Raw genomic sequence first — 26,699 nt, 5'->3', positions numbered from 1 at the left:
TCTCTTGCCGACAGTTAATACTATAACACCCTTTTTTATCTTTGTCAAATAATTTTTGTAAAAATTTTAAAAAAAGCCCTAAAACAGGCTTTTTCTACAGTTTATAGTGGTTTTTTATTATTTGAAGGTTTTCTTTTATCTCTTCTGTTAGGTCATCATAGGTTAAAAGCTCTTCTATATCGCTCTTTGCTTTTTCCTTATTTCCTAATACTAAATTTATCTGGATTTTGTTATAGGTCATTCTTGGATCTTGAGGATATTTTTTAAGTCCTTCGTTTATTATGCTTAAAGCTTCTATCTCTTCTTTGTTTAAGTACAGGCTTATGGAGTAATCATTATAAAGTTCTCTAAAGTCTGCATTTAAATCTAAAGAGTTTTCAAAAGCTAGGATTGAATTTTCGTATTGACCTAGGTTTTGATAGGCCACTCCAAGATAGTAGTAGGCATCTGCTCTTTTTGTTTTTGATAATAATTTAGTTAGTGTCCTTACTGCTTCATTATAATTACTTTTGCCTATATAGTAGAGGGCCTGTTCTATTTCAGCATTGTCATCTATAGTTAGCAGTTTATTTCTTATATCATTTTTTGCCATTTCATCATCAGTTAATCTAAGGGCATTGTTATAATATGACCTTGCTTTTATATATTCCCCAAGATTTGCATAGATATTTCCTAGCTCATAGTAGGAGAGTTTGAAGTCTTCATCTTGATTTAGTTGCTCTTGGAGTATTCTTAAGGCTTCTTTTACAAGTAAACTTTGATACTCTCCATCATCTTCGTAGGCTAAAGGCCATAAAAATCTCGCATACAAGTAAGCATTGTATTTATTTGATGGGTCTAGTATATAGCCTGACCTTGCTAGTAAAAGCGCCTTTGTTTTATCATTTTCTTCATAGTTTATTGCCTTATTTGCAGTATAGTCGCCTAAAGATTTTAGGTATTTGTTTAATATCTTTTCATAGGCTTCCCTATATATGAAGTCTGGATCTATGGCAATATTTAAAAGCATGGCTTCTAAAATTATCTCAAGATTTATCTCACTTGCAAAATCACCTGTCTCTATCCCCTCTTTCATATCTTCCATGTATATAGGAAGGGATATATCCTTAAGGTCGTGATTTGTACTGTCTTCTTTAAGTTCAATATAGGCGAGTCTATCAGTGTATTTTATAAAGTATCCGTCAAGTATTGCCATTAGCACCACCCCATAAACTTTCTTTGTCTATAGGAATGTTCATTTAAATGTTTAAACAAGATTCCTCTAAATAGCATGAAGCCAGTATGGATAAGGCCAATTATTAAACAAGCTAGAATTTTATCAACCCCCATAGGCTGTCCTATGGCAAATTTTACACTTAGATAAAATTCTACACCTATAAATAACAAGCTATACAGACCATAATGAAGTGGATTGTTTTTTACGAAATTTGCTGATTCAGTTATTGCGTTTATTCCACTTCTACCATTTAAATATATTTGTTCATAGATTGATGATAGGAGGATTTGGATAATTATTACGACTATTATCCTAGCCTTCTGTGGAAAATTTAATAAAAGTAGGTTTGAAAACATCTCTAAAAGGTAGACCCAAAACATGGTTTCTATCATAGGTCCAAAAAAGTTTCCTACTGAGTTTTCTAGAGATGACTTGCCTGTATTGCCATATTTTACAACTGATAAGAGGCTTTGAACTACAAAGCAAGATATGATTACTCCTATAAAGTAGTTTACAATGCCGCCTATAGTTCCACCTACTACACCAAAGCTAAATTCATTATTTCTAAAGATTGTATTTATTAAGACGAAGATAAAGACTATATAGGATTTGTCAATCTTTTTTATAGTTTCCTTAAAAGCTATTTTAGATACAAGTAAAAAGTCTTTAATTTTGCTCATTTACATCTTCTCCACTGTTTTTATTCCAAGTAGACCTAGGGCAGTTTTTATTACCACAGATGTAGCGTAGGCTAGGGCAAGTCTTTCTTCTTTTAGCTTTTCATCTTCTACCATTATTTTTGAAGAGTTATAAAACTTATTAAAGCTCTTGGCTATGTCTGTTAGGTGTCTAGTTATTAGTGATGGTTCGTATTTTTCTTTTGCTTTTACTACTACATCTTCAAAACCAGCTAGTTTTTTAATCAGACTAAATTCTTCATCGCTTGTGATTTTTTCTATATCTATTGATTTGATTTCATAAGCCCCAGCTTTCCTTAAGACTGATTTGGCCCTTGCATAGGTGTATTGGATATATGGTCCTGTTTCACCGTCAAAGTTTAGGACCTCATCCCAATCAAATACATAATCTTTTATCCTGTTGTTGTATAGCTCTTGGAATTTAACAGCTCCAATTCCTACAATTTTTGAAACTTCATCGATATTTTCAACAGTATCGTCACGGCCTTCCATGATTTCACGTGTTTTATCGATGGCTTTATTTAGTACATCTTCTAGAAATACTACTTGGCCTTTCCTTGTGGATAGGGTTTGGTCTTTAAGACTTACCATACCGAATGGTATGTGTTTGCAACCCTTATAGAGGTCGTAGCCCATGAGTTCTAGGATTTTCCATAGTTGCTTAAAGTGAAGGTTTTGTTGGGTTGCTACTACATAGAGGTTTTCGTCAAAGTCGTATTCTTTTTTTCTTACTATTGCTGTTGCTATATCACGGGTAATATAGGCTGATGAACCATTTGATTTTATAATAATTGATGGTGGCATGTCATAGGCTGAAAGGTCTATAATTTGTGCCCCATCGCTTTCTACAAGAAGATTTTTCTCCTTAAGCTCATCAATAATTTCTGGTATATATTTAGAACTATAGGATTCTCCTTTGTAGTTATCAAATTCAATATCAAGAAGTTTGTATACCCTGTCAAATTCCTTAAAAGAAATTTCCTTAAACCAAGACCAAAGTCTAGTAGCTTCTTCTTCACCTTCTTCAAGCTTTTTAAATTCTTCTCTTGCAACGTCCATCATTTCTTCGTTTTCGCTAGCCTCTGAGTTATACCTTACATAGAGGTTTAGAAGTTCTTGGATTGGGTTTTGCTTTAATTTATCATCATCTCCCCAGAGCTTATAGGCTGCAATCATTGTTCCAAATTGTGTACCATAGTCACCAATATAGTTTGAAGCAACGGTATTGTAGCCTAAAAACTCGTGGATATTTCTAAGAGCGTCACCTATGACAGTTGACCTGATGTGGCCGATGTGAAATGGCTTGGCAATGTTTACTGAAGAAAAATCTAAGACTACAGTCTTGTCTTTGCCCATGTCAGATCTGCCGAAGTTTTCTTTTTTCTCTATGATTGTATTAATAACTTCATTTTCAAATTTTTTCCTATCTAAGAAGAAGTTTATATAGGGTCCCACATTTTTAACTTCAGCAAAACCTTCAAGCTCTATATTACCAGCGAGTTCTGTAGCTATTAGGGCTGGATTTTTTCTTAGGGTTTTTGCAAGTTGAAAGCATGGAAAAGAAAAATCTCCCATGTTTTCTTGAGGTGGAATTTCAATTAGGTCGTAGATTTCATTCCTATCTAAGCCTATATCTTGATCTTCTATTTTTTTCGCAATAATTTCTTTATAATCTTTCATATTTCCTCCTTAGGCAAATTTGACAATAGTAACGCCGTAACCGCCTTCTTTATCATCACCAAACCTATAAGAAGCTATCCTCTTATCAGTTTTTAGGTTTTCACTTACACCCTTGATTAGTGCACCTGTTCCCTTGCCATGAATAATTTTTGCTTGATCAAGTCCTGCAAGCATGGCATCATCTAGGTATTTATCTAGGTTTCTCATGGCTTCGTCATATCTTTGCCCTCTTAAGTCTAAGCTTGCAGAAATATTCATAGCCTTTTTTACACTATACACTTTCTTTATGTTTTTCTCAGTTTGGTTTTCTCCCTCAATCTTTTTTACGTTCTTGATATTGGAGTCCATCTTTAGGATACCCATTTGAAGTTTGATATTACCCTTGTTATCTGGTGCTTCTATTACTTCTGCCTTCTCATTTAGGCCTGCAATTATAACCATATCTCCAATTTTTAATTCTTCTGGGATATCCTTTGACCTTCTTTGCCTTAGGCCATCTTCTTCTCTTTCTATATAGGAATCCTTATAGGTATTTCTAATCTTATTTAGGGACCTATCTATGTCGCGAGTATTGGCATTCTTAGACTTTTTAGCTTCTTTGAGCATGGCCTGGCTTTCCTTATTTGCCTTTGCTAGGATTTTATTGGCCTTTTCTTCAGCCTTTCTAATTATTTCTTCCTTGGCCTCGTCTATCTCCTTTGACTTGTTCCTAAGTTTATCTTTGATTGACTGGATTTCTCTCCTATAGGCTTCTATCTGCCTATTTTTAGCTTCCATCTCGCTCTTATCATCTTCTATTTGATCAAGGATTTTATTTATGTTTTTAGTATCTTCGCCTATTAACTCCTTAGCCTTATTTAGTATGTCATCTGAAAGTCCAAGTCTTTTTGAAATTTCAAAGGCATTTGACTTACCAGGTGTGCCTATCTCTAGCTTGTAAGTTGGAGATAGGGTGTTGGCATCAAACTCAACAGAGGCATTCATCACCTTGTCATTTTCCATTGCATAATATTTTAACTCACTGTAGTGGGTTGTAGCAAAGGTCATGACTTCTTTTTCTGTTAGCCCTGAAAGAATTGAAATAGCAAGGGCAGCTCCTTCGATTGGATCTGTACCCGAACCAATTTCATCAAGTAGGACCAAGGAATTTTCTGTTACCTTATTTAGAATATCTACAATATTTGTTAGAGATGCAGAAAAAGTAGAAAGACTCATTTCAATAGATTGCTTATCGCCTATGTCTAAAAATACATCGTCAAAAACATTTACGGTTGACCCTTCTTCTGCAGGTATAAATAGGGCTGTCTGAGCCATTAGGGTAATTAACCCTACTGTTTTTAGTGATACAGTCTTGCCACCTGTGTTAGGTCCTGTAATTATAAGCGTTGTGTAGTCCCCACCTATGGCCACATCTATTGGCACAACCTTGCCTGGTAGAAGTGGATGGATGGCTCCTTTTACATTTACAATTTTTTGCTTATTTAACTTTGGCAAAGAATAGTCATTTTCTAGGCCAAACTTGGCCTTAGCTTGTAAAAAGTCTATCCTTGCTATTAATTTTTGGTTTTCTAAAATCTCAACGTCAAACTTCTGGGCAAATCTAGATAGTCTATCTAAAATCCTTCTTATTTCAGCCTCTTCCTTAAGCTCTAAGTCCTTGTATTGGTTATTTAACTCAACTATGGCAGATGGTTCTATAAAGAGGGTATTTCCTGATGCTGACTTATCATGGACAATGCCGTTAATTACCGAACGCTTATTAGTCTTTATAGGTACTACATACCTACCATCCCTTACAGAAACCACCTTATCTTGGAGGGCACTTTCATATTTGGGGCTTGTTACATAGGAATTAAGTTTGTTTTTAATCTCTTCTTCCTTGCGTCTTAGACTTCTTCTAATAGATAAAAGCTCTCTTGAGGCATTGTCTGCAATTTCTTCCTCGTTTAATATTGACCTATCAATTTCTTCTTTTAAAAACTCATTGGTAGATATCCTATCAAATAAGTCTAGTATATAAGAGTCTTCTATATTTGATCCATAGTCTTTTAAGTATTCAGCTACCCTAAGTAGGCTTAGGACTTTTAAAAGCTCGGCTGGCTCTAGAATTCCATTTCTCCTAATGTAGCCAACCATGCTTGTAAAATCATAAAGGCCAAAGATATCTATATTGCCATTTCTTGTTATAACTTTGGCCATGGCCCCGGTTTTTTCAAGTTCATCTTCAAGGTAGACTATATCTGTAGATGGCTCTAAGTTTAAGATTTGTTCTTTGACCAGGCCTGAACGTGCCATTTTTGAAAGCTTTTCTAGTATTTTTTGGTATTCTAAAACTTCTAGGCTTTTTGCCTGCATTAAATCACTCCTCTTTTATAATTTAACTTATCCTTGTAGGCTTTATCTTCATAAACCCTTAAATCTTCGTCAGTGAAAACTGATACCAAGGTGGAAACACCTTCTGCAAATAAATTTTCCTCAAAACCTGCAGGAGCATAGGGATAAATTTTTGTAAGAGAATCTCTTCTTACAAGCTTCATCCTATCTCCACTTATAGATACAAGTTCTCCCTCATTAAACTTACAAGTCTCACATCCCCTAAGACCACATTTTTTTATAGTTGAGAAGGGACAATGGGCCATATTCATAAGTTCGATTCTTCCAAAGCTTAGCGCTTCAACTTCGTACCTACTAGCATTTTTATTTATATTCTCTAGGGTGTTTTCTACTGACGATTCAATTTTTTCTGCAAAAGACGAATAAAAATCAAAGGAATAAGAATTTATCACGTTTAGATACCTTCCAATCCTAATTTTTATATCATTTTTCTTAAAATCATCCAAAAAATCTAGGTCTCTATAGTTATTAAAAATCACACCTTCAATTGAGTTTATCTTTAAGTAGGAAATCAATTCATCAATTTCATAATCCATGTGGCTATCAAGATTAAGGTATAAATTTAAATCCTTATATTTAGGATCATATTTTTTTATATAAACCTTATCAAAACCTCTAAGAAGCTTTGGATCAACCTTATCGGTCATTAGCTCAATATTTTTCTCTGCTAGTTGTGGTCCAGATTTTTTTAGCTCTGGCTTTTTAATCTTGATTGGTTTTCTCTTATATTTACTAGCTAACTTTTCTTTTAAAAGTTTTATAGCATTTCGTCTTAGTTTGTTAATGGTCTTTTTTCTTAAGAAAATTCCCTCATCAATTTTTATTTCAATACCAGTTGGGGTAAATATTTCATCGTTAAACCTAGCAAGATTTTCTCTTATATCTTCTTGATCTAAAGAAATATTTTGAGCCGCCTCTATTGTAGAATCATCTACGACTAAAGCTTTAGCATCTCCCATAGAGATTTTAAGTTTAGACCTCTTTCCTAATCTTCCTTCAAAAGATAGGCTAACTGGTAGATTTCTGTATGAATTAAGTCCTTCTTCTAGGTCGTCTTTGATATTTTCTGCATTTAGCATTAGAACATGAGAATTTATCTTGGCATCCCTATACTTATCAAGGAAAATAATCTCGTCTCTTTTGTAATCCTTTGTTAGGGTAAGAGGTAGTTTCTTATCTCTATCTGTTGTAACTTCAAGGTTATCTCCCTTGTAAAGGTCCGTCTTGGCTTTGAAGGCTTTTTTATTATTTATTAACTCAACTTTTCCAACCGATCTGTGTTTAAGGTCTTCTTCTTTTAGGATATAATCTATTCTTTGATCAAAGATAAAGCCTCTTGTATAGCCCCTATTTGATATATCTCTTAATTTATTGGCGTTATAATCTTCTCCGCTTACTTTTTTCTTATAAGCTACTACGCTATTATAGACATACTCTGGACTTTTCATCCTGCCTTCGATTTTTAGACAATCTATACCAAGCTCTGTCAAATCTTCTAGCCTATCGATTACATTTAGGTCTTTCATATTTAGGTAAAAATCATTGCCGTAGGTTTTACCCTTGTTTATAAGTTGGTATTTTTGCCTACAAGGACCAGCACACCTGCCCCTATTGGCAGATCTTTCTCCAAAATAGGAGCTCATCAAACATTCTCCCGAGTAGGATACACAAAGTGAGCCATGGACAAAAACTTCCTTTTCACAAGGAAGTTTGGCTATTTTTCTTATTTCTTCTATTGGCGTTTCACGAGCTATGACAATTCTTTTAAAACCAAGATCCATTAACGCCTTGGCTCCATGGTAGTCTCTTACAGCCATTTGAGTGGAGGCATGGAAATCAAGATCTGGCATTTGGTCTTTAATTATGGAATAAAAACCTATATCTTGGATTAAAATCCCATCTACACCATATTCATAGAGCCTTTCAATATAGGTTATAGCCTTATCTATTTCTTCATCCTTTATTAGGATATTCATAGTTATGAAAACTTTCTTATCAAAATAGTGGATATAATCTATGATTTCTTCTATATTTTTAAGGGTAAAATTTTCCGCATAGGCTCTTGCGCCGAAATCGTCTAGGGCCAGGTAAAAAGCATCTGCCCCCGCTGCGATTCCTGCATATAGCATATCAAGATTTCCTACGGGTGCTAATATTTCAGTTTTAATCATCAATTTTTCCCTTCAAAATTTCATTTTCCTTAGTCAAATCCATGGCTTGTTTTTGTAAGGCCTTGATTTTCTCCCTTAATTTATTAGCATCATTTTCTGCCTTGGTAAGAGTTACTATCTCAGAGTCCTTTTCCTGAAGGAGGACTTTTAAGTCCTTAATCTCTTCCCTAGCTTTTTCTAGGTCAGTCTTATAGGTCCCGTACTCATTTTTAAAACTTTCAAGCTCTTCTTTGATAATAGGATAATCTTTTATGGCTTCTTTATTTTCCTCATAACACTTTCTAAAAGATTCCTTATCTTTAAAATATTCGTCTGCTATATTAAGGCTTGCCAAAATTAGCTGCCTATCAAAGGTGAGCTTATCAGATTTTACATCTTTAATCTTGCCGTCAACATAAGCTGCTATTTTTTCTATATTCTCTTTTGGTTCTTTGCTAACAAGAGGATATTTTACACCGTCAATTTTAACTTCAAGTCTAATCTCGCTCACTTTTTTCTCCTATGCACGCAATACTATGTCTTTTACCTTCAATTCTTCAAGAATACTTGCTTCTACATCCTTGATATCCTCTTCCTTTAGAGTCCTATCGGCTTTTCTATACCATACCCTATAAGAAATTGATTTTTTATCATCGGCTATACCCTTACCTGTATAGATATCAAATAACTCTATTTTGGATATCAAGTCTTGGGCCTTTTCTGTCATAATATTTTCTATAAGTTCTGACTCTACTTCCCTATCTGCCACAAAAGAATAATCACGTTCTATGGCTGGGAATTTAGGAATTTGTTTGTATTTCTTTTCTACTATTCTTTCCTTGGCAATCTGGCTTAAGTTGATTTCTAAGATGATTGCTCCCTTGTTTATATTATACTCTTCGCGGACTTCATAGGAAATCTCACCTATCACACCGATTTTTTCTACATCAAAGTATATATCGGCGCACCTACCAGCGTGGAAGGCATAAAGATTTTCATTGGCCCTATAAGTAAATCCTGTAAAGCCAGTATTTCTCATAGCTTCTGTAAAGAAATCTTTCATATCATAGAAGGAATAATCTCCATATAGACCCATAGTTAGGGTTAGGTTTTCTTTTGGAAGCTTATCACTTGTTTTTTCAAAAGTCCTATCAAGCTCAAAAAATCTCATATCTTTTTGGCCGTACTTGATATTTTTCCCTATAACATCGAGCATATTAGCTATTTGAGTTGTCCTCATAACAGAGAAGTCTTCCCCAAGTGGGTTTGTTAGGCTAATATAATCTCTAAGTTTTGAATTCTTATCAATTCCTAACCTATCATATTCTTTTGGAGATATAAATGAGTAGGTGGCAAGTTCTGAGAATTTTTGGCCCACAAGTTTATGTTTTAGATCATCTCTTAAAAGTCTCAAAGAAGATCTTTCACCTTTTTTAAGGGATGAAACAAGAGGTTTTGACTCAATTTTGCCCATACCGTAAAGTCTTACGACTTCTTCTATTAAGTCTGCCTCTATATCAATATCAAGTCTAAAGAAAGGAACTTTTGCAAGGATAGTATCCTCATCTAGTTTTTCTACTTCAAATTCTAAAAGCTCTAGGTTTTTTATTGCCTCATCCATGGTAAAATCTACACCAGTTAGGGTCTTAAGTCTTGAAATACGAAGTTTTACTGATTTATCTTCACCTTCTGTATTTCCTACCGTATAAGAACCATCATAGATTTCTCCATAACCTAGTTTATCTATTAGGTGGAGGGCACGTCTTGAAGCAAAGTCTGCCATTTCTGCTGGCACTCCCTTTTCAAACCTGGTTGAAGCTTCAGAACGAAGGCCAAGTTTTTTAGAAGTTTCACGAATAGAATCTGCATCAAAGTGAGCAGTTTCAAGAACAATGTTTTTTGTATTATTTGATACTTCTGTATCAAATCCGCCCATAACCCCTGCTATACCAATTGCTCCCTTATCATCTGCAATTATAAGCATAGAATCATCTAGTTTCCTATCTTCACAGTCAATTGTTTTTACAATTTCACCTTCTTTTGCTTCTCTAATTGTAATACCACCATTTAACTTATCTAGATCATAAGCATGGAGGGGTTGGCCAGTTTCAAGCATGACAAAGTTTGTGATATCTACAATATTATTTATAGGTCTCATGCCCGCAAGCATTAGATAGTTTTGTAACCATTGTGATGATGGCTCAATTTTTACATTTGTGATTGCACGGGTAATAAACTTATCACAATTATCTGTATCTAAAGTTAAACCATTAAATACTTCTCTAAGGTCTTTACCATTTGTATTAAAGTCTATTTCTGGTAAGCTTATTTTCCTTCCAAAACTTGCCGCACTTTCTCTTGCCATACCAATTATCGATAGGCAATCAGGTCTATTTGGAGTGATTTCGTATTCAATTACCGGAGTATTTGAGTATAAAACTTCTACAGCTGGTGTTCCTGGCTTATGCTCACCTTCTAAAACTATAACTCCTTCTCTTAAATCTTTTGGAGTTACAGAATCATCATAACTAAGTTCACTATAGGCTGTAAGCATACCCTCGCTTACTATTCCAAAAAAATTATGGTCTTCAATTGTGACTCCATTATCCATCTTAGTCCCAGAAGTGATTACCAGTAGGTAGTCTCCTTCTTTGGTGTTTTTTGCGTTTGTTATAATTGTAATAGGCTCATTTTTTCCAACATCTATTGATAAAACTTGTAGTCTATCCGCATCAGAATGTTTTTCCTGTTTTAAAACATGACCTACCACAATACCTTCAAGATCAGATGTGTGGATAGTAACTTCTTCTACGTGAGAACCTGTTTCAGAAAGCCTGTCTGTAATAGTTTTTAAATCTTCATCTATTTTTATATAATCTTTTTGCCATATTAAAGGTACTAACATACTTCCTCCTAAAACTGTTCTATAAATCTCTTGTCGTTGTCATAAAGAAGTCTAATGTCATCAAGGCCGTATTTGACCATGGCAATCCTATCAACTCCTAAACCAAAGGCGAAACCTGTGTACTTTTCACTATCTATACCACAAGCTTCAAGGACATTTGGGTGAACCATGCCACCACCTAATAATTCCATGGACCAACCAGTATTACCACAAGCTGGACAACCCTCACCCATACAAGCTGGACAAGTTACATCTACTTCTAGAGATGGCTCTGTAAATGGGAAATGGTGAGGTCTATACCTAAGGTTCATCTCATCTCCAAACATTTCATGAATAAAGGTTTCAAGGGTAGCCTTTAGGTTTGCCATTGATACATTTTCATCTACAACTAAGCATTCTAATTGGTGGAACATTGGTGAGTGAGTTGCATCAACTTCATCGTTTCTAAAAACCCTACCTGCAGAAACCATTTTGATAGGAAGCTTGCCTTCATTCATCACCCTAATTTGCATACTAGAAGTGTGAGGTCTAAGTAAAACATCATCACTTATATAAAAAGTATCGGATGTAGACCTAGCAGGGTGGTTTTTAGGGCTGTTTAAGTCATCAAAAACGTATTTTACTGTATCTACCTCAGGGCCTCCTACAACGTCAAAACCCATGTTTTGGAAAATTGTTTCTAGCTCTTCCATGGTTTGATTGATAACTGACAGATGTCCTGATTCATACTTATCAAAATGAGCTGTAACGTCAATTTTTTCAGCCTTTATTTTTTCTTTTAATAGCTCGCTTTTAATCGCTTCATTTTTTTCTGATAAAAGCCCTTCTATCTCCTTGCTTGTTTGGTTTATTAATTTTCCTGCACTTGGTTTTTCTTCTTTTGGTAATTTTGCTATTGATTTTTTTAGGTCAGTTATAGTTCCTTTTTTACCTAAAAACTTAATCCTTAGATCCTCTAGACCCTTAAGGCTATCAGCTTTTTCTATTTCAGCCTTAGCTTGGTCTAAAACCTGTTTTAAATTTTCTTCCATTTTTCCTCCAAATAAAAAAATCCGTCCTCTACAAAGGACAGATATATCTCTGCGGTACCACCTTAGTTGATTTATAAATAAATCCGCTCATTACTTTAACGAAAAGTTTACGTATCGACTACTAAATTCATCTCAAAGTTCATCGGTGAATAACCCCAATCTTGACTTAAAAGGCTCTCAACATCCCTTTTTTGCTGTATAAGAATAATTAAAGTCTTTCCGAATCATCACATAAGTCTATTCATAATTATGCTAGAAGCTATAGCTGCGTTTAAGGATTCTATCTCACCTTCCATAGGAATTTTTATAAAGTCATCAGTGATATCTCTCATAGCCTTACTTAGACCATTGGCTTCATTACCTATAGCAAGGATTATTTTAGAATCTTTTTTATAATCTCTTATATCTAGCCCGTCCATATCTGCAGATAGGACCCTGTAGCTAGGTTTTAGTTTTTTTATATCATCATGGGTCTCTTCTCGTATATTTAGCCTAAAGACTGATCCCATTGATGCTCTAAGAGTTTTCTCGTTATAGATATCAACTGTACCTGGCATTAAGATTATATCCCTAAAGTCAAAGGCTTCAGCAGAGCGAACCATAGTTCCAAGATTACCCGGATCGTTTATCCCATCCAAAAGTAAAATCTTAGAAGATGAAATCTCTCCTGCTTCTTTCTTTTTTATAACAGCTCCTATCCCGTCAGGGCTTGCCATAGATGATAATCTATTAAAAAGTGCTTCACTAAAAACAAGCGTTTTATGACTTGTTTTATAGTCTACGCCCTCTTTTAAAAAAATAAAATCTATATCAGCAGATGAAGCTATAGCCTCATCTACTAATTTTCTAGATTCTATTATAAATGAATTTTCTTTGTCTCGATACTTTTTCATCTTAAGCTTATTTATAAACTTAAAATTTTGATTTGATACCGATTCTATAATCATTTAGTTTTTACTTAGCAGCTTCTACTAATTTAGCAAATTCTTCTGGATTGTTTACTGCAAGTTCAGCTAGCATCTTTCTGTTGATATCGATGTTTGCTTTCTTTAGGCCACCCATAAGTTTTGAGTATGTTGTACCATTAAGTCTTGCTGCAGCATTGATTCTTGCGATCCAAAGTTTTCTAAAATCTCTTTTTCTGTGTTTTCTACCAATGTAAGCATAAGATAGAGATTTCATTACAGCTTGGTTAGCTGTTTTGAATAGAAGACTTTTGGAACCGTAATAACCCTTTGCTTGTTTTAATACTTTTTTATGTCTTTTTTTTGCGTTTACTGCTCTTTTTACTCTTGCCATCTATATCCTCCTATGCATTAATTAGCTTTTTAACGTTTTTGTATACAGATTTATCAACTTCTGCAGGTTTTCTTAGTCTTCTTTTTCTATTTGGTGATTTCTTAGCTGTTAAGTGTCCTTTATAAGCTTTTCTTCTCATGATTTTGCCAGAGCCTGTTACTTTAAACCTCTTAGCAGCTGCTCTTTTGGTTTTCATTTTATTTTTTGCCATCTTATTCTCCTTTTTTATCATTTGGTTCTAGAAACATAACAAGTGATCTGCCTTCCATTTTTGGCTTTTTATCAATCTTGCCATAATCATCTAGCATAGCGTTAAACTTATCCATTAATTCGTATCCAAGTTCTTTTCTGCCAAGCTCTCTACCACGGAATCTAATGGAAATTTTTACTTTATCCCCGTTGTTTAAGAATTTTTTGGTTTGATTTGCCTTGGTTTTTAAGTCGTTATCTTCAATCTTTAAAGAAAATCTTGTCTCCTTAAGTTGAGCGTTCTTTTGTTTTTTCTTATTATCTTTTTCTTTTTTCTCTTGATCATATTTGAACTTACCATAGTCCATAATCCTTGTTACAGGTGGCTTTGCCTTTGGGCTCATAAGTACAAGGTCAAGCCCTCTCTCATCAGCCATACCTTGGGCATCTCTTAGAGATGTGATACCAACTTGGTTACCATTTTCATCGATTAGTCTTACTTGACTAGCTCTAATTTCATCATTGATTCTTAAATCTTTTATAGTTATACCTCCAATGTATTGTATAAAAAAAGCGGGCACAAAGTACCCGCAAATAATCTATCATAAAAATCTTATTAATAAATCTTATTAACCTAGAAACTTATGTCGCTAGGTGAGTTTGGGTACTTCTTTCTTGTTTACATGTAACATAATACTAGTAAATTCGCCTAATGTCAAATCTTTTTTAAAACTTTGACTCGGTTAAACTTATATACTAATCTAGTTTAAAAAATCCAACTCCCAATAGGCCAGGACCCGTGTTTGCTCCAAGGGTTGGGGAAATTTGTCCTTCCTTATAAATTAGGGCATTTTCTATTAGATCTTTTAGTTTTTCCTTTAAAGTTTTAAAGCCTTCTGGATAATCACCTTGAGCTATGAAAAAGTAATATTCTTTCACACCTTCTATGTTTTTTCTTACAACCTTTTCAATCTGTTTTAGGGTTCTTTTTTCGCCTCTGGCAATCTTTTCTATAGAAAACCCTCCTTCTGGCGGATCTGTTTTTATTATAGGTTTAACTGATAGGGCATCACCAATCTTACCAAAAGTCTTAGGCACCCTACCTCCTTCTACTATATACTTATAAGTATCTATTGTAAAAAATACCTTAGAATCATAAATTTTCGCCTCAAGCTTTTTGCAAATTTCATCAAAGCTTAAGCCCTCATCTATTAGTTTTTTTGCATAGCTTGCATAAAAGCCCTGGGCGAGGGTTAAATTTCCAGTATTAAAGGCATAAATTTCTAAGCCTTCTACTTCTGCAAGCCTGCATGCATTGTAGGTTCCAGAAAATTTATTGCCTATATTGATACAAATAACTTTATTATATCCATCATCTCTCACCTTTTCCAAAAGCTCGTTTATATCTCCTGGTGAAGGCATGGATGTCTTAGGGAGTTTTTCATGGGTCTTTATCCATGTATAAAAATCTTCAGGACTAATATCTATCCTATCCTTTAAAAACTTGCCATCTAAATTTACATATAATGGCAAGTAATAGAACCCCTCTTCCTTTATATAGTCAAGACTTAAATCACTGCCTGAGTCGACTAAAATAGCTATCTTTTCCATTATATCTCCTTGTACTTATCTATCACTAATTTAGTATATAACTTCGTAAATAGGGAAATAGTCAGGTAGTAAAGGACCTTGTCATGGTGGTCTGAAAATTCATAATTTATACTTATACTTCCCACATCCTCACCTGTCAAGATATCCCTCCTTACTTGGTTAAATATATTTTCAAAGTTTTCATAAACTTCTTTAAGGCCAAAAGTTGACATCTCTATGTCAATACCCCTAGCCAGATCCTCTATGGTAATCACTTGCTTAAAAATAGATATTACTATCAGCTGGGCTATGGCAGACCTATAGTACTTTTTCTTTTTAGGCTTATCTATATAGCCTAATTTTACGTAGTTATTTACCATAGATGAAGTAATTACATTATTATCTACTACATAAAAAGGTTTTAAAACTTCTCTAAGAAAATTTAAAAGTTCTTCTTTGTAGATGCCATCGCCAGGAAGCTCTTCCCAACTAGGTAGACTAATACTTTCTAATTCATAAATTTTACTAATCATACATACCTCGTATTATACCTCTATCTAGTTAGTAATACTAGATGATTAATGGCGATTTATTTCAATTTCTATATTCTCATTAGTCTTACTAATTGATCTAATATCTGTAGTTGTATCCTTATAAAGCCTCTTAAAGTCAAGACTCTTTTCTTCAACATCTCCAATTTTTGTAGGAAATAAAATCTGACTTAAAGAATCGTGAATTATCTTACCTAAATAGGCGTAAGAATCTTTATCTAGATTTGTTACAGGCAAGAAAATTATATCTGGTTTTTCAAAGTCAAGCTCATCTAGTAAATTCAGGTACCTATCACCATCAACTTTTCTAAAATCGATAGATCCTCCGTAAAAGATAAGTAGGGAGTCAAGCTCAATCAAAAAACCTAATTTTTTACCGTCAAGAGAAAAAGTTTTAACATAAACATCTTCTCTGCCGTAATTAAGCCTTAAAGCCTTATCTTCTCCCAGAAGATATACATTATCTCTTTTATATAGTTTTTTTAACTCCTTCATACCAAACTCGTCTTTATCAAGGTAAATAATATTATCCTGGTACTTAAGCTTACTGATATTTTTATTCAAAACATAAAAAAGAGACTTTAATTTACCTAGGTTAAAAATATCGTCCGTAAAAAAACGCCCATCCTTATCTGATGCAAAGAATATAACGTGTTTACTTTCAGGTATATCAAGAAGCCCCTCAGCATAATCAAAGACTAAGAAATAATCTCCGTACTCTAAGCTGTAGCAAGAGTCATAAATATAATTTACAAGTACTTTTTCACTCATCGTATCTCCTTAGATTTTTTATACCCATTATTACAATTTTTATTATTCAAGTATAATTATTCTTGAGGTGATTTTATGAAAAAAGAAATTAAAACTAATGCAATGAGATATCTCGAAACTTTAAATATAGAATATGAACACATAGATTATGAACTTGACCATGACTTTGTTTCATCTGTAGACCTATCTGAAGAAGGCAATGCAGATATAAACACTATCTTTAAAACCCTAGCAACAGAAAGTAAGGAGGGTGATGTTTATATCCTAGTTATAAACGGAGCCGATGAAATAGATTTTAAAAAAGCTGCGAGAGCTATTGGAGTAAAAAGCCTATCCATGCTTGCCCTAAAAGACCTTAAAAAAACTGTGGGTTATGAAAGGGGAGCCACAACACCCCTTGCTCTTAAGAAAGATTACCCAGTTTTTATCGACCAAAGGGCTAAGGATATGGATTTTATCAAGGTATCTGCAGGTAAGGTTGGCCACAGCTTAAAGATAAAGCCTGAGGATTTACAAAAAGCTACCAAGGGCACCTTTGCTGATTTGATCCAATGATTTTAACTAAGGTTCAAAACGGTAGACAAACTTGCTTTGAAATAGAAAGCGGTTATACCCTTAAAAAAGTATCCGAAAATGAAAGTCAACTTAGAGATTGCTTTTACTTAAAAATTCAAAATGACCCTGACAACTATAAATTAAAACTTCTTGTAATTCTCTCTCCTATCTTTATAGCTTCTTTTGATAATGGTGATTTTAAGCTTCAATTTCTTAAAAAAACCATAGATAATTCCAAATACCCTTACGGCCTATATCCTAATTTTTTCGAAAATTTTAATAAGGAAACTTACCTAAGAGAACACAAGGCAGAAGATAAATTCAGGATTGGGGAAGATATATGGTTGAATGACGATGGAACTATTGATTTTTTTCTAAATCCCCTTCCAAAACCTTACCTTATATCTCTTATAGCTATGGTAGACTCTCTAATAGAAGATGAAAAAAATAGAAAAACCCTTCTAACCTACTTTGATAAAATGCGAGATGATATAGTTATAAATGGCAGAAGGTCAATTTTAGCCAACGGCATCCAGGCTTTTTATCTAAACAAGTATGTAGTAGTGTGGATGCTTGATTTCTTTGACTTTATAAAAGAAAATAAGGCTGACGCTTTAAGCTTTCTTGATCCAATCATGGGTCTAATAAACGAGCTAAAAACGCCAGCAATTCTTAAATAAGATTTAAAAGTGAATCATAAGATTCATTGGATAAATATTTTGGGGCCACATCTAAAACGGTGATGGCTCCTTTTTTACCCTCCTCACTTAATCTATAAAGGGCCCTGACATAGGCTAGGTCTACTGCTGCAGTAAAATCGGGATTAGATTTTAAATCCAAGGAAAATTCCATAAGAGCATCCCCATCTCCGCTTGCCTTGCCCCTTCTTATTACATGACCTCCGTGAACCATAGACTTGTGGTTTTTATCAAGGTCTTCCTGGCTTATAAAATGGACATGAGTTTCATAAGGCTTAAAATAATCAGGCATAGATTTGATTTTTTCTTCTATTTCTCTATCATTTGCCCCATCCTCGATAACCGCATAAACTTCTCTGAGGTGAGCCTTAGGACTAACAAAGTCAAAGTCTTCGCCATTTCTTATTTTCTCTAGTATTTCTTCCTTTGGTATTGTATACTGGGTAGCATCAAGGACTCCTTCGATGGACCTAACAGCTGCAGAGTGACCCTGGCTTACTCCCCTGCCCCAGAGGGTAAAAGATTCTCCTTCTGGAAGAATGGCTTGGCCGATAATCCTATTTAATGAAAATAAACCCGGGTCCCAACCTGTAGATATTAGAGCAAGTTTGCCATTTTTCTTGCCAATCTTATCCATCTTTTCATAATAGTCTTTAATCTTGCCGTGGTTATCAAAGCTATCTAGGGTATTAAAGTTTTTTAAAAGCTCTGGTCCTTGGCTTAAGATATCCTTATCCGATGAACCACACAAAATAAGTAGGTCTATCTCATCCTTGTATTTTTCTATATCTTCTAGGGGTCTATAGTGGTCCAGGTCTAACTTTCTTCTAGAAAATATTCCCGCAACTTCCATATCAATAGTCGCATCAATTCCTTTTTTTACTGATTTTCCTAAATTTCCAAAACCAACTATTCCTACTCTAATCATTTTCTCCCCTTATTATATCTTTAAAATCATACCTGCCTGGTTTCTTTCCTTGTAAAAAACTTGCAGCCTTCAATGCTCCGTTGGCAAAGATTTTTTTAGATGCTGCTTGGTGCTTTATTTCTATAGTTTCATCAAGACCAGCTAAAATTAACCTATGCTCACCGACAATGCTACCTGCCCTTATTGATGAAATCCCAACTTCATTTGGATTTCGCCTATCATCATGGCTAAAGTTTCTCATTTTCTTAACTAATTTACCATCACGACCCTTATTTACCCCATCAAAAATCATATTTGCCGTTCCTGAAGGGTTATCTTTCTTTTTGTTGTGGTGGCTTTCTACTATTTCTATGTCAAAGTCTTTTAGAGCCTTAGCTAATTTTTCCGCAAGGTCTACCATTACATTAATACCAAGAGAATAATTTCCTTCTTGAATAAAAGCGACACTTGACCTAAGTTTTTCAATTTTAGCTAGGTCTTCTTCTGTATAACCAGTTGTAGCAAAAACTACTGGGTAAGATTTTTCTTTGGCAAAGGCAATAAGGTCATCTAAGAGATATCTTGAAGAAAAATCTATAATCACATCCCCCTCTTCTTTTATATCAGTAAACTTATCATAAATTGAAAAAGCTTGAGAATTATCTGCTTTATCTGCAAGACCTGCAACTATCTTGTAATTATCATTTTCTTCAACTAAATCTGCTATAGTTCTACCCATAGCTCCGGTTGCTCCAATTAAAATTATTCTTAACATAAGTTAAATTCCTTTAGATGCTTTTCTAAAATCTCTAGTGTACTATCTGTTGCCCTTGTAAGAGGAAGTCTTAGTTCGTTTTGGCAAAGACCCATTAGGCTAGAAGCCGCCTTTACTGGCACTGGGTTTACCTCTGTAAATAAATCCTTGATTAAATCAAAATTTTTTAAGTGTAAGTCTCTTGCCTTGTCACTATTTCCATTTTTAAAATACTCATAAATATCGTGATTTTCCCTTGGCATGATGTTAGCAAAGACAGATATTGACCCATCAATACCAAGAGCTAGCATAGGAAGGGTTAGGTTGTCATTACCTGAATAAATCCCAAAATTTTTTGGCAAGACTGTCACTAATTTTGCTGTATAGTCAAGATCTCCACTCGCATCTTTTATACCAACTATATTTTCTATCTCTGCTAATCTCACAACAGTTTCAAGGTCAATAGATACATTAGTCCTTGATGGAACTGTGTATAAGATAATTGGCAGGTCAGTACTTGCTGCTATAGTCTTAAAGTGTTGGTAAAGACCTTCTTTGGTGGCCTTGTTGTAGTAAGGAGTCACTAGCAAAAGACCGCTAAGACCCTTTATTTCACTTACTTTTTTAGAAAAATCTTCACTAGCCTTAGTATTATTTGAGCCAGTACCAGCTATTACAGGTATTTTTCCTTGGACTTTTTCAACAGTATATTTTATCAGTTCATATTTTTCTTCTTCACTCATAGTTGCTGCCTCGCCCGTGGTTCCGCAAACAACTATAGCATCAGTTTTATTTGCCAAGTGAAAGTCTAAAATTTTATCATAAGCCTTATAATCAATATTTAGATTTTCATCAAAGGGCGTAATTACAGCTACTGCTGATCCCGTAAAAATCATCATAACTCCTTTGCTAAAAGTTCTGCTATCTCAACTGCATTAAGGGCTGCACCCTTTCTTATATTATCGGCTACACACCAAAGATTTAGGCTATTGTCATCTGAGAAATCTCTCCTAATCCTACCAACAAAGACTTGATCCTTGCCGCTTGCTGTAGCAGGCATTGGGTAAACTTCCTTATTTATATCATCTTCTATAACAAGATTTTCTGTCTTAGCCAAAACTTTTTTAATGTCTTCAAGTTCAAAATCTTTTTTAAGCTTTAGGTTTATAGAAACCCCGTGAGAGTTAGATACTGGAACCCTTATAGCTGTGGCAGTAATTTTTATATCATCATCTCCTAGAATCTTCCTAGATTCGTTAACCATCTTCATCTCTTCCTTGGTATAGCCATTATCTAGGAAGGAGTCAATTTGAGGAATCATATTATCATAGATTTTATACTTCCAGTGGTCATTTTTCTTCTCATAAAGATCTTCAAGGGCCTTTTCACCTCCACCAGAAACAGCCTGGTAGGTATTGTAGATGATTCTTTCTATCCCATACTCTTTATAAATATTTGCTATAGCTAGGACAGACTGAATAGTAGAACAGTTTGGGTTTGCTATAAGCATATCGTCTTTTTTTATATGACCAGGGTTTACTTCTGGAATCACAAGTGGAACACCCCCATCCATTCTAAAGCATGATGAGTTATCAACGACTTTTATATTATTTTTGATAGCCAAAGGCACGTATTTTTCTGATGCAGATCCACCTGCTGCAAATAATGCAAGGTCTATCTCTCTATCATCAAAAGAATCTTCCTTCAATTCTTCAATTACTACTTTTTTATCTTGAAATTCTATTTCTTTACCAGCTGACTTACTTGAAGCAAAGGCAAAAAGCCTATCAACAGGGAAATTTCTTTCTTCTAATATTTCTCTAATCTTACTTCCAACTAGTCCACTTGCTCCAACTACTGCTACATTTACCATTTTATTCTCCTTTGTATGTTAAATCTTTTTTGATTAAATCTTCTAAACTTTCTCTTTTTACTGCAAGATAATCCTTGCCATCTTCAACAAAAACCACAGCCGGTCTTAAAATCTTGTTATAATTTGAACTCATAGCCAAAGAGTAGGCCCCAGTATTTTCTATGGCTAAAATATCTCCTCTATTTGGATAAGGAAGGTCGGTTTCTTCTATAAGGATATCTCCCGATTCACAAAGTTTGCCACCTACCCTAAATTTTTCCTTGATTTTATCATCAATCCTATTTGCTAAAAGAGCATCATATCTCGCCCCATAAAGACTTGGCCTTATATTATCAGCCATGCCTCCGTCTACAAAAACTAGGGGGAGGCCTTCAAGGGTGTATTTGACACTACCAACACTATAAAGGGTCGTTCCCGCCTGATTAACCATGGACCTGCCTGGTTCTATACCAACATTTTTTATAGCAAGGTCATAGGCTCTTATCTTTTCTTCGATAATGTTTGCAAAATCTTTTAAAAATTTCTCTAGGTCAAAATCCCTATCATCCTTACTTTGTCTAACCCCAAAACCTCCGCCAAGGTTTATATGGCTGAAATTTTTTTTAGTTTCTTCTTCCATTTTTTTTGTAAAGTTAAATAAAATCTCAGCTTCTTCTTCAAAAAATCCTACCTCCATAACCTGACTACCTATATGGGCGTGAAAACCGAGTAAGTTTACAAATTCACTTTGAACCATTTCCTCGATATAGGTTCCTATTTTTTCATCTCTGATATTTATCCCAAACTTAGAATCTGAGTTTGAAGTTTGGATATATTTATGAGTTGAGGTTTTGACATCCGGATTAATCCTCAATAGGCAATCCATATTCTCGCCCATTTTCTTTAGAATTTCTTCTAAGAAGATAAATTCCTCGTAAGAATCTATAACTATCGTTCCAATCTTATTTTCTATAGCAAAAATAAGTTCTTCTTTGGTTTTGTTATTACCATGAAGGTGGATTTTTTTAGGATCAAAACCCGCCTTTAAGGCTATATAAATCTCTCCAAGAGAAACTGTATCTAAATAAAGACCTTCGTTTTTTAAAAGTCCCAATAGGTATAAGGTTGAAAAAGACTTTGAGGCAAAACTTACCTCACTAGCAAAGACTTTAGATTTAAAGTTTCTAGTAAAGACCCTAGCAGTCTCCCTTATTAATTTTTGATCATATATGTATAGGGGCGTTTTATATTTATCCCTTAATTTTTTTACTGAGACTCCTCCAATATGGAGCATCCCTCCTATATTTTTATAGTTTTTCTCTAGCATATATCCTCCATATGAAAAAAACCATGGGCAAAAGGCCCATGATTTTCCTTTCGCCTGACTTAGCAAGTACTCCAGCAAGCTTTGGCAAAACTTGCTGACAATCATAGACCTCTTAAACCTATGACCAATACCATGTATTTCGGCGATTATACCTTTCGAATCCTACTAATTATAACCGCAACCCCTTAACTAAATCCAATTTTCTTTATTTATTAATGAGTCTATCATTTTTTGGCATCTTTGTCAAATTTCCAAAAATTTTTTATTCAGTCAATTTTATTTTAATACAAATTATAGTATAATAAAGCCAATTAGGAGATTGATATGAATAAAACAGCTAAATTTGGAGGTACTTCTGTAGCCTCAGCCAGTCAAATAAAAAAAGTAGGACAAATCATAAAAGATGATAAGGATATAAGGGCCATAGTAGTTTCTGCACCGGGCAAAAGATTTAAGGCAGATATCAAGGTTACCGACCTATTAATAAGTCTTTTTGAAGAATATAAGTCACAAAGCCCATCTTATATAAAAACCTTGGATATGATTATCCTAAGGTACACAGAAATTTCTGAAGTCTTAGGACTTGATAAAAGTCTAGTAAATTCTTTTAAAGAAATTCTCTTAGGATTTTTAACTACTATTAAAGATGAATATTACCTTAAAAACGCCATTAAATCTTCAGGTGAAGACTTTAACGCCAGGCTAATTGCAGCCTACCTAAAAAAAATCGGCCTAAAAGCAAAATACTTTTCACCAAAGGATTTGGGCATAGTTCTTGAATATAGTCTTGAAGATGTACATATTTTAAATAAAACTTATGAAAATATTAGTAAATTTAAAGATAGTGAGGAAATTTTGGTTATCCCTGGATTTTATGGTTACAGCCAAGAGGGAAACAGACTTACCTTTTCAAGGGGAGGGTCAGATATTACTGGAGCCATCGTAGCTAGGGGGCTTTCATGCGATATTTACGAAAATTATACAGATATGACCTATATTTACTCGGCAAACCCTTCTTTATTCAAAAACCCAGCACCGATTAAAAATATTTCCTATGCTGAGATGAGAGAGCTCTCCTATAACGGTTTTGAAATCTTCCAAGAAGATGCGGTAGAGCCCCTTCTCGATACCAACATTGAAATCCACGTCAAAAATACTAATAAGCCAACAGAAGGCGGCACCATAATTTCTCAAACTAGAACAGATATCGATAAAAATCCTATCATAGGCATGAGTGATGTAGGAGATTTTACCTCCTTTAAACTAACCGAGTATCTGATGAACAGGAAGGTAGGTTATATTAAAAACGTCCTAGATATCTTCCAATATATGCACATACCTGTAGAGCATATCCCCACTTCTATAGACTCCGTTTCCATCCTTGTTAGGAGTGAATACATGGGAGATTCTTCAAAAAAATCATCCATAGTAAATGCTATAAACAATTCCTTTGACCTTGATGAGCTTGTTATGGATGACTCATTAAAATCTATAGCCATTGTTGGTGAAGGTCTTAGAAATCAAATGACTAAGGCTCTTTACCTTATTTCTGAAGTACTAAATACTAATAATATAAAAATTGAATATATAATCCAAGGAGCATCCAATAATTCGCTTTTTATTTTAATAAATAAAAAAGATGAAGAAATTTGCCTAAGATCTCTTTATAAGGCAATTTACGAAGATAGACTTCTTGAAAAATAAATCTACTAAAAACCAGAGCAAGGACTAAGTTCCGCCCTGGTTTTAAAGTCTCTTTGTAAAATCGTGTCGGCATAAGTAAATGAAACTTCTGTCATCACGATTTATTATAGATCCTTTTAAACTTATTTTTCTGTAATATAAAAGATTGGCCAAAACAAGTTCAGCCAATCTTTTATTAAATTTCATTATTTTTTAGTTTTTCTTCTATTTTCTTAGCTTCTTCTTTTTCTTCTTCAGAGAAAGTAGGATATTGAGGGTTTATTTTTTCTAAAGTTTCAATCAAAGCCATGGTTGCAATTTTTCTAGCAAGCCAAGGATTATCAGCGGGTAGCGCATACCAAGGTGCCGTTTCGCTAGATGTATTGTTTAACATTTCCTCAAAGGCTTTTTGGTATTTGTCCCAATTTTTCCTATCATCTATATCAGAGAAAGAGAACTCGTGATTTTTGTCCATATTTTCTAGTCTATCAAGTAACCTCTGTCTTTGAACATCTTTTGACATATGAAAATATAATTTTAAGACTGGGAATCCATTATCATCCATGTATTTCTCAAAATTATTTATATGCTCATACCTTTTTTCCCAAAGATTAGGATCTTCTCTTATTTCTTCTGGCAAGTGACCTAGGGTGTCGTATATCTTAGGAGCTATGATATCTTCATAATAAGATCTATTTAAAATAGCTATTTCTCCCCTTTTTGGAAGTCCTTCGTGCATACGCCACAAATAGTCGTGTGCATTTTCTTCACCAGAAGGTTTACTAAAGGATGTATTCTTGAGTCCTTGTGGAAGCAAGTTTGAGAAAATATATTTAATAATTTCATCTTTTCCTGCAGCATCCAAAGCCTGAAGTACAATTAATACTCCACGTTTAGATTCTGCAAACAATCTATTGTGTAGGTCGTTGAGCTTAGGAATCAAATCATCAAACAGTTCTTTTTTTATGTCTTCTTCTTTTTCTTCACTTACAAGCTTTGTTTCAAGTTCTCCTATATCTATTTTATATCCGTCAATTTTAAAATAATCTTTTTTTCTCCTACTTTAGTTTCAAAGTGAATAGCTATTTGTTAGATTTTCTCCAGATACCAAGTTTTTCTGCTTCTTTTATTAACTCATCTCTATTGTCTGGATGGGCAAGACTAATTAAGGCTTCTGCTGCTTGCCAGGTTGTTAGACCCTTAAAGTTTACAATACCCTGCTCTGTAGCTATATAGTGGGTATTGCTTCTTACTGCTGTAGCTTGGGTGCCTGGGGCAAAGGTTGGAACGATATTTGAAATTCTCTTTCCTTCCTTGTTTACTCTTGAAGATTTAAGGGCTATAAAGGACCTTCCTCCCTTAGACCTGTAGGCACCTAGTACAAAGTCAAGGGCACCGCCTGCTCCAGATATGTGTCTTGTTCCTGCTGATTCTGCTGAAATCTGACCCCAAAGGTCAACTTCAAGAACTGTATTTATAGATACATAGTTATCGTGGGCTGCAATTACGTCTACGTCGTTAACATAGGAAACAGGTGCTGCCATTAATTCTTCATTTCCATCCATATAGTCATACATTTCCTGGCTACCTACTGCAAAGGCATAGGTTTGTCTACCAGAGTTGATATCTTTCTTCTTGCCTGTAATTCTTCCAGCTTTTGCCATTTCCATAAAGCTATCTACATACATTTCAGAATGCACTCCAAGATCTTTTAGGTCTGACTTTGCAATCTGGCTTCCTATAGCATTTGGAAGACCACCTATACCTAATTGAAGGGTGTCCCCATCCCTTAGGTTGTCTACTACGAACTTGGCTACTTGGATTTCTTCATCACCGAATTTTGCGCTTGGTAGGGTTATCATATCATAATTGCTTGATTCATAAACATAGTCTACATCCTTAATATTGATATAATTTCTAAAACCACCAAGGGCAACCGGTACATTTTCGTTAACCTCTAAAACAACTTTTTCTGAATTTTCAAAAGAAGTCATAGCATGGGATGCTGAAAGTCCGAAGTTAAAGTTACCGTGCTTATCCATTGGTGAAACCTGGATGACTGATACTGCTGCCTTTGGTGCATTTTCTGCTATATACCTTTCTATTTCTGAATACTTAATAGGAATAAAAAAGGCACCGTACTTATTGTTATTGATTAGGTTTCTTTCAGGTCCTGTTGAGTGCCATGAGTGGTAGACAAAGTGCTCACCTGAGCTATCTGCTTGGCCTATTTCAAGATTGTAAGGTACGACTCCTGATCTTACCTTGACATCCTTAAGTTCATCCACCCTTGCTGCTAGGGCCTTGTCAAAGTCTTTTGGTACTAAGGCTCCCCAGCCCATTTCTACCCAGTCGCCATTCTTAACCAGGCCTGCCGCTTCTTTTACAGTGATTAATTTTTCTTCATAAATTTTTTTAAAATCCATATTTTCCCCTTTATAATATCGTT

General features: G+C 34.5%; 25 protein-coding genes, 1 riboswitch and 1 other annotated feature. Of the genes, 3 read left to right on the top strand and 22 right to left on the bottom strand.

The window, feature by feature from the left end:
* Nucleotides 1-94 precede the first annotated feature (94 nt).
* The 15 genes from Q0410_RS04725 to Q0410_RS04655 form a co-directional block, all read right to left on the bottom strand.
* A complete protein-coding gene (locus Q0410_RS04725; protein WP_299033485.1) occupies nt 95-1,195 on the bottom strand; it encodes a lipopolysaccharide assembly protein LapB in 1,101 nt (366 codons plus the stop codon).
* On the bottom strand, nt 1,195-1,896 hold the full coding sequence (locus Q0410_RS04720; protein ID WP_299033480.1) for a hypothetical protein: 702 nt from the start codon (nt 1,894-1,896) through the stop codon (nt 1,195-1,197). Before Q0410_RS04720 ends, Q0410_RS04725 begins: the two co-directional genes overlap by 1 nt.
* Nucleotides 1,897-3,594: an arginine--tRNA ligase gene (argS, locus tag Q0410_RS04715; protein ID WP_299033477.1), complete on the bottom strand. Its 1,698-nt coding sequence runs from the start codon at nt 3,592-3,594 to the stop codon at nt 1,897-1,899.
* Between the two features lie 9 nt (nt 3,595-3,603).
* Nucleotides 3,604-5,949 (bottom strand): endonuclease MutS2, encoded by a 2,346-nt coding sequence (locus Q0410_RS04710; protein ID WP_299033473.1) that lies wholly within the window; start codon nt 5,947-5,949, stop codon nt 3,604-3,606.
* Nucleotides 5,949-8,159, bottom strand: coding sequence for a U32 family peptidase (locus tag Q0410_RS04705; RefSeq protein ID WP_299033470.1), 2,211 nt, complete (start codon nt 8,157-8,159; stop codon nt 5,949-5,951). The genes Q0410_RS04710 and Q0410_RS04705 overlap by 1 nt, the downstream gene beginning before the upstream one ends.
* Nucleotides 8,152-8,649 carry a cell division protein ZapA gene (gene zapA / locus Q0410_RS04700; RefSeq protein WP_299033467.1) on the bottom strand — a complete coding sequence of 166 codons (498 nt, stop codon included), beginning with the start codon at nt 8,647-8,649 and terminating at the stop codon, nt 8,152-8,154. Before zapA ends, Q0410_RS04705 begins: the two co-directional genes overlap by 8 nt.
* 9 nt (nt 8,650-8,658) lie before the next feature.
* A complete protein-coding gene (gene pheT / locus Q0410_RS04695; protein WP_299033461.1) occupies nt 8,659-11,043 on the bottom strand; it encodes a phenylalanine--tRNA ligase subunit beta in 2,385 nt (794 codons plus the stop codon).
* 8 nt (nt 11,044-11,051) lie between these two features.
* On the bottom strand, nt 11,052-12,074 hold the full coding sequence (pheS, locus tag Q0410_RS04690) for a phenylalanine--tRNA ligase subunit alpha (RefSeq protein ID WP_299033458.1): 1,023 nt from the start codon (nt 12,072-12,074) through the stop codon (nt 11,052-11,054).
* A 227-nt stretch (nt 12,075-12,301) separates the two neighbouring features.
* On the bottom strand, nt 12,302-12,967 hold the full coding sequence (locus Q0410_RS04685) for an RNA methyltransferase (RefSeq protein ID WP_299033457.1): 666 nt from the start codon (nt 12,965-12,967) through the stop codon (nt 12,302-12,304).
* A gap of 61 nt (nt 12,968-13,028) precedes the next feature.
* Nucleotides 13,029-13,373, bottom strand: a complete 345-nt coding sequence (rplT, locus tag Q0410_RS04680) for a 50S ribosomal protein L20 (RefSeq protein ID WP_299033455.1) — start codon at nt 13,371-13,373, stop codon at nt 13,029-13,031.
* Nucleotides 13,374-13,383: 10 nt separating this feature from the next.
* Nucleotides 13,384-13,584 carry a 50S ribosomal protein L35 gene (gene rpmI / locus Q0410_RS04675; protein WP_299033453.1) on the bottom strand — a complete coding sequence of 67 codons (201 nt, stop codon included), beginning with the start codon at nt 13,582-13,584 and terminating at the stop codon, nt 13,384-13,386.
* Nucleotide 13,585: 1 nt separating this feature from the next.
* The gene (infC, locus tag Q0410_RS04670; RefSeq protein WP_299033451.1) at nt 13,586-14,143 is read right to left on the bottom strand and encodes a translation initiation factor IF-3; all 558 of its coding nucleotides are present in this window, start codon (nt 14,141-14,143) and stop codon (nt 13,586-13,588) included.
* Nucleotides 14,122-14,241: a sequence feature (ribosomal protein L20 leader region), on the bottom strand. (Overlaps the previous gene by 22 nt.)
* A 77-nt stretch (nt 14,242-14,318) precedes the next feature.
* Nucleotides 14,319-15,173, bottom strand: coding sequence for a DegV family protein (locus tag Q0410_RS04665; protein WP_299033450.1), 855 nt, complete (start codon nt 15,171-15,173; stop codon nt 14,319-14,321).
* The gene (locus tag Q0410_RS04660; RefSeq protein ID WP_299033448.1) at nt 15,173-15,685 is read right to left on the bottom strand and encodes a DUF1836 domain-containing protein; all 513 of its coding nucleotides are present in this window, start codon (nt 15,683-15,685) and stop codon (nt 15,173-15,175) included. The genes Q0410_RS04665 and Q0410_RS04660 overlap by 1 nt, the downstream gene beginning before the upstream one ends.
* A gap of 45 nt (nt 15,686-15,730) precedes the next feature.
* Complete coding sequence (locus Q0410_RS04655; protein ID WP_299033445.1) at nt 15,731-16,474, bottom strand: hypothetical protein; 744 nt, start codon at nt 16,472-16,474, stop codon at nt 15,731-15,733.
* Nucleotides 16,475-16,549: 75 nt separating this feature from the next.
* Between Q0410_RS04655 and Q0410_RS04650 the strand changes: the two genes are divergently transcribed.
* Complete coding sequence (locus Q0410_RS04650; RefSeq protein WP_299033442.1) at nt 16,550-17,029, top strand: aminoacyl-tRNA deacylase; 480 nt, start codon at nt 16,550-16,552, stop codon at nt 17,027-17,029.
* Nucleotides 17,026-17,709: a hypothetical protein gene (locus tag Q0410_RS04645; RefSeq protein WP_299033439.1), complete on the top strand. Its 684-nt coding sequence runs from the start codon at nt 17,026-17,028 to the stop codon at nt 17,707-17,709. The genes Q0410_RS04650 and Q0410_RS04645 overlap by 4 nt, the downstream gene beginning before the upstream one ends.
* On the opposite strand, the gene Q0410_RS04640 is transcribed toward Q0410_RS04645, so the two are convergent.
* The 5 genes from Q0410_RS04640 to lysA are packed head-to-tail and all read right to left on the bottom strand — an operon-like array spanning nt 17,702 to nt 22,567.
* Nucleotides 17,702-18,655, bottom strand: a complete 954-nt coding sequence (locus tag Q0410_RS04640; RefSeq protein WP_299033436.1) for a diaminopimelate dehydrogenase — start codon at nt 18,653-18,655, stop codon at nt 17,702-17,704. The genes Q0410_RS04645 and Q0410_RS04640 overlap by 8 nt on opposite strands.
* On the bottom strand, nt 18,648-19,409 hold the full coding sequence (dapB, locus tag Q0410_RS04635) for a 4-hydroxy-tetrahydrodipicolinate reductase (protein ID WP_299033433.1): 762 nt from the start codon (nt 19,407-19,409) through the stop codon (nt 18,648-18,650). The genes Q0410_RS04640 and dapB overlap by 8 nt, the downstream gene beginning before the upstream one ends.
* The gene (gene dapA, locus Q0410_RS04630; RefSeq protein WP_299033430.1) at nt 19,403-20,287 is read right to left on the bottom strand and encodes a 4-hydroxy-tetrahydrodipicolinate synthase; all 885 of its coding nucleotides are present in this window, start codon (nt 20,285-20,287) and stop codon (nt 19,403-19,405) included. The genes dapB and dapA overlap by 7 nt, the downstream gene beginning before the upstream one ends.
* Nucleotides 20,284-21,261 (bottom strand): aspartate-semialdehyde dehydrogenase, encoded by a 978-nt coding sequence (locus Q0410_RS04625; protein WP_299033428.1) that lies wholly within the window; start codon nt 21,259-21,261, stop codon nt 20,284-20,286. The genes dapA and Q0410_RS04625 overlap by 4 nt, the downstream gene beginning before the upstream one ends.
* A 1-nt stretch (nt 21,262) precedes the next feature.
* A complete protein-coding gene (gene lysA, locus Q0410_RS04620) occupies nt 21,263-22,567 on the bottom strand; it encodes a diaminopimelate decarboxylase (protein ID WP_299033425.1) in 1,305 nt (434 codons plus the stop codon).
* A 56-nt stretch (nt 22,568-22,623) separates the two neighbouring features.
* A riboswitch (Lysine riboswitch) is annotated at nt 22,624-22,762 on the bottom strand.
* A gap of 129 nt (nt 22,763-22,891) precedes the next feature.
* Here lysA and Q0410_RS04615 point away from each other — a divergent pair.
* The gene (locus tag Q0410_RS04615; protein WP_299033422.1) at nt 22,892-24,271 is read left to right on the top strand and encodes an aspartate kinase; all 1,380 of its coding nucleotides are present in this window, start codon (nt 22,892-22,894) and stop codon (nt 24,269-24,271) included.
* A 175-nt stretch (nt 24,272-24,446) separates the two neighbouring features.
* On the opposite strand, the gene Q0410_RS04610 is transcribed toward Q0410_RS04615, so the two are convergent.
* Together Q0410_RS04610 and Q0410_RS04605 are read right to left on the bottom strand one after the other, a co-directional pair.
* Nucleotides 24,447-25,271 (bottom strand): PPK2 family polyphosphate kinase, encoded by an 825-nt coding sequence (locus Q0410_RS04610; protein WP_299033488.1) that lies wholly within the window; start codon nt 25,269-25,271, stop codon nt 24,447-24,449.
* A gap of 61 nt (nt 25,272-25,332) precedes the next feature.
* Complete coding sequence (locus Q0410_RS04605; RefSeq protein WP_299033419.1) at nt 25,333-26,676, bottom strand: acetyl-CoA hydrolase/transferase C-terminal domain-containing protein; 1,344 nt, start codon at nt 26,674-26,676, stop codon at nt 25,333-25,335.
* Nucleotides 26,677-26,699: the final 23 nt, after the last annotated feature.

Source organism: uncultured Anaerococcus sp. (assembly GCF_937934665.1).
In the GTDB taxonomy this organism is placed as follows: domain Bacteria; phylum Bacillota; class Clostridia; order Tissierellales; family Peptoniphilaceae; genus Anaerococcus.
Note: the sequence above shows the minus strand (reverse complement) of the source record. Positions and strands in the feature narration are given on the sequence as shown.

What these genes read in the sequence shown, in the direction of transcription:
- Q0410_RS04725 (WP_299033485.1), bottom strand. Translation starts at nt 1,195, where the DNA reads ATGGCAATACTTGACGGATACTTTATAAAATACACTGATAGACTCGCC.
- Q0410_RS04720 (WP_299033480.1), bottom strand. Translation starts at nt 1,896, where the DNA reads ATGAGCAAAATTAAAGACTTTTTACTTGTATCTAAAATAGCTTTTAAG.
- argS (WP_299033477.1), bottom strand. Translation starts at nt 3,594, where the DNA reads ATGAAAGATTATAAAGAAATTATTGCGAAAAAAATAGAAGATCAAGAT.
- Q0410_RS04710 (WP_299033473.1), bottom strand. Translation starts at nt 5,949, where the DNA reads ATGCAGGCAAAAAGCCTAGAAGTTTTAGAATACCAAAAAATACTAGAA.
- Q0410_RS04705 (WP_299033470.1), bottom strand. Translation starts at nt 8,159, where the DNA reads ATGATTAAAACTGAAATATTAGCACCCGTAGGAAATCTTGATATGCTA.
- pheT (WP_299033461.1), bottom strand. Translation starts at nt 11,043, where the DNA reads ATGTTAGTACCTTTAATATGGCAAAAAGATTATATAAAAATAGATGAA.
- pheS (WP_299033458.1), bottom strand. Translation starts at nt 12,074, where the DNA reads ATGGAAGAAAATTTAAAACAGGTTTTAGACCAAGCTAAGGCTGAAATA.
- Q0410_RS04685 (WP_299033457.1), bottom strand. Translation starts at nt 12,967, where the DNA reads ATGAAAAAGTATCGAGACAAAGAAAATTCATTTATAATAGAATCTAGA.
- rplT (WP_299033455.1), bottom strand. Translation starts at nt 13,373, where the DNA reads ATGGCAAGAGTAAAAAGAGCAGTAAACGCAAAAAAAAGACATAAAAAA.
- rpmI (WP_299033453.1), bottom strand. Translation starts at nt 13,584, where the DNA reads ATGGCAAAAAATAAAATGAAAACCAAAAGAGCAGCTGCTAAGAGGTTT.
- Q0410_RS04665 (WP_299033450.1), bottom strand. Translation starts at nt 15,173, where the DNA reads ATGGAAAAGATAGCTATTTTAGTCGACTCAGGCAGTGATTTAAGTCTT.
- Q0410_RS04660 (WP_299033448.1), bottom strand. Translation starts at nt 15,685, where the DNA reads ATGATTAGTAAAATTTATGAATTAGAAAGTATTAGTCTACCTAGTTGG.
- Q0410_RS04655 (WP_299033445.1), bottom strand. Translation starts at nt 16,474, where the DNA reads ATGAGTGAAAAAGTACTTGTAAATTATATTTATGACTCTTGCTACAGC.
- Q0410_RS04650 (WP_299033442.1), top strand. Translation starts at nt 16,550, where the DNA reads ATGAAAAAAGAAATTAAAACTAATGCAATGAGATATCTCGAAACTTTA.
- Q0410_RS04645 (WP_299033439.1), top strand. Translation starts at nt 17,026, where the DNA reads ATGATTTTAACTAAGGTTCAAAACGGTAGACAAACTTGCTTTGAAATA.
- Q0410_RS04640 (WP_299033436.1), bottom strand. Translation starts at nt 18,655, where the DNA reads ATGATTAGAGTAGGAATAGTTGGTTTTGGAAATTTAGGAAAATCAGTA.
- dapB (WP_299033433.1), bottom strand. Translation starts at nt 19,409, where the DNA reads ATGTTAAGAATAATTTTAATTGGAGCAACCGGAGCTATGGGTAGAACT.
- dapA (WP_299033430.1), bottom strand. Translation starts at nt 20,287, where the DNA reads ATGATGATTTTTACGGGATCAGCAGTAGCTGTAATTACGCCCTTTGAT.
- Q0410_RS04625 (WP_299033428.1), bottom strand. Translation starts at nt 21,261, where the DNA reads ATGGTAAATGTAGCAGTAGTTGGAGCAAGTGGACTAGTTGGAAGTAAG.
- lysA (WP_299033425.1), bottom strand. Translation starts at nt 22,567, where the DNA reads ATGCTAGAGAAAAACTATAAAAATATAGGAGGGATGCTCCATATTGGA.
- Q0410_RS04615 (WP_299033422.1), top strand. Translation starts at nt 22,892, where the DNA reads ATGAATAAAACAGCTAAATTTGGAGGTACTTCTGTAGCCTCAGCCAGT.
- Q0410_RS04605 (WP_299033419.1), bottom strand. Translation starts at nt 26,676, where the DNA reads ATGGATTTTAAAAAAATTTATGAAGAAAAATTAATCACTGTAAAAGAA.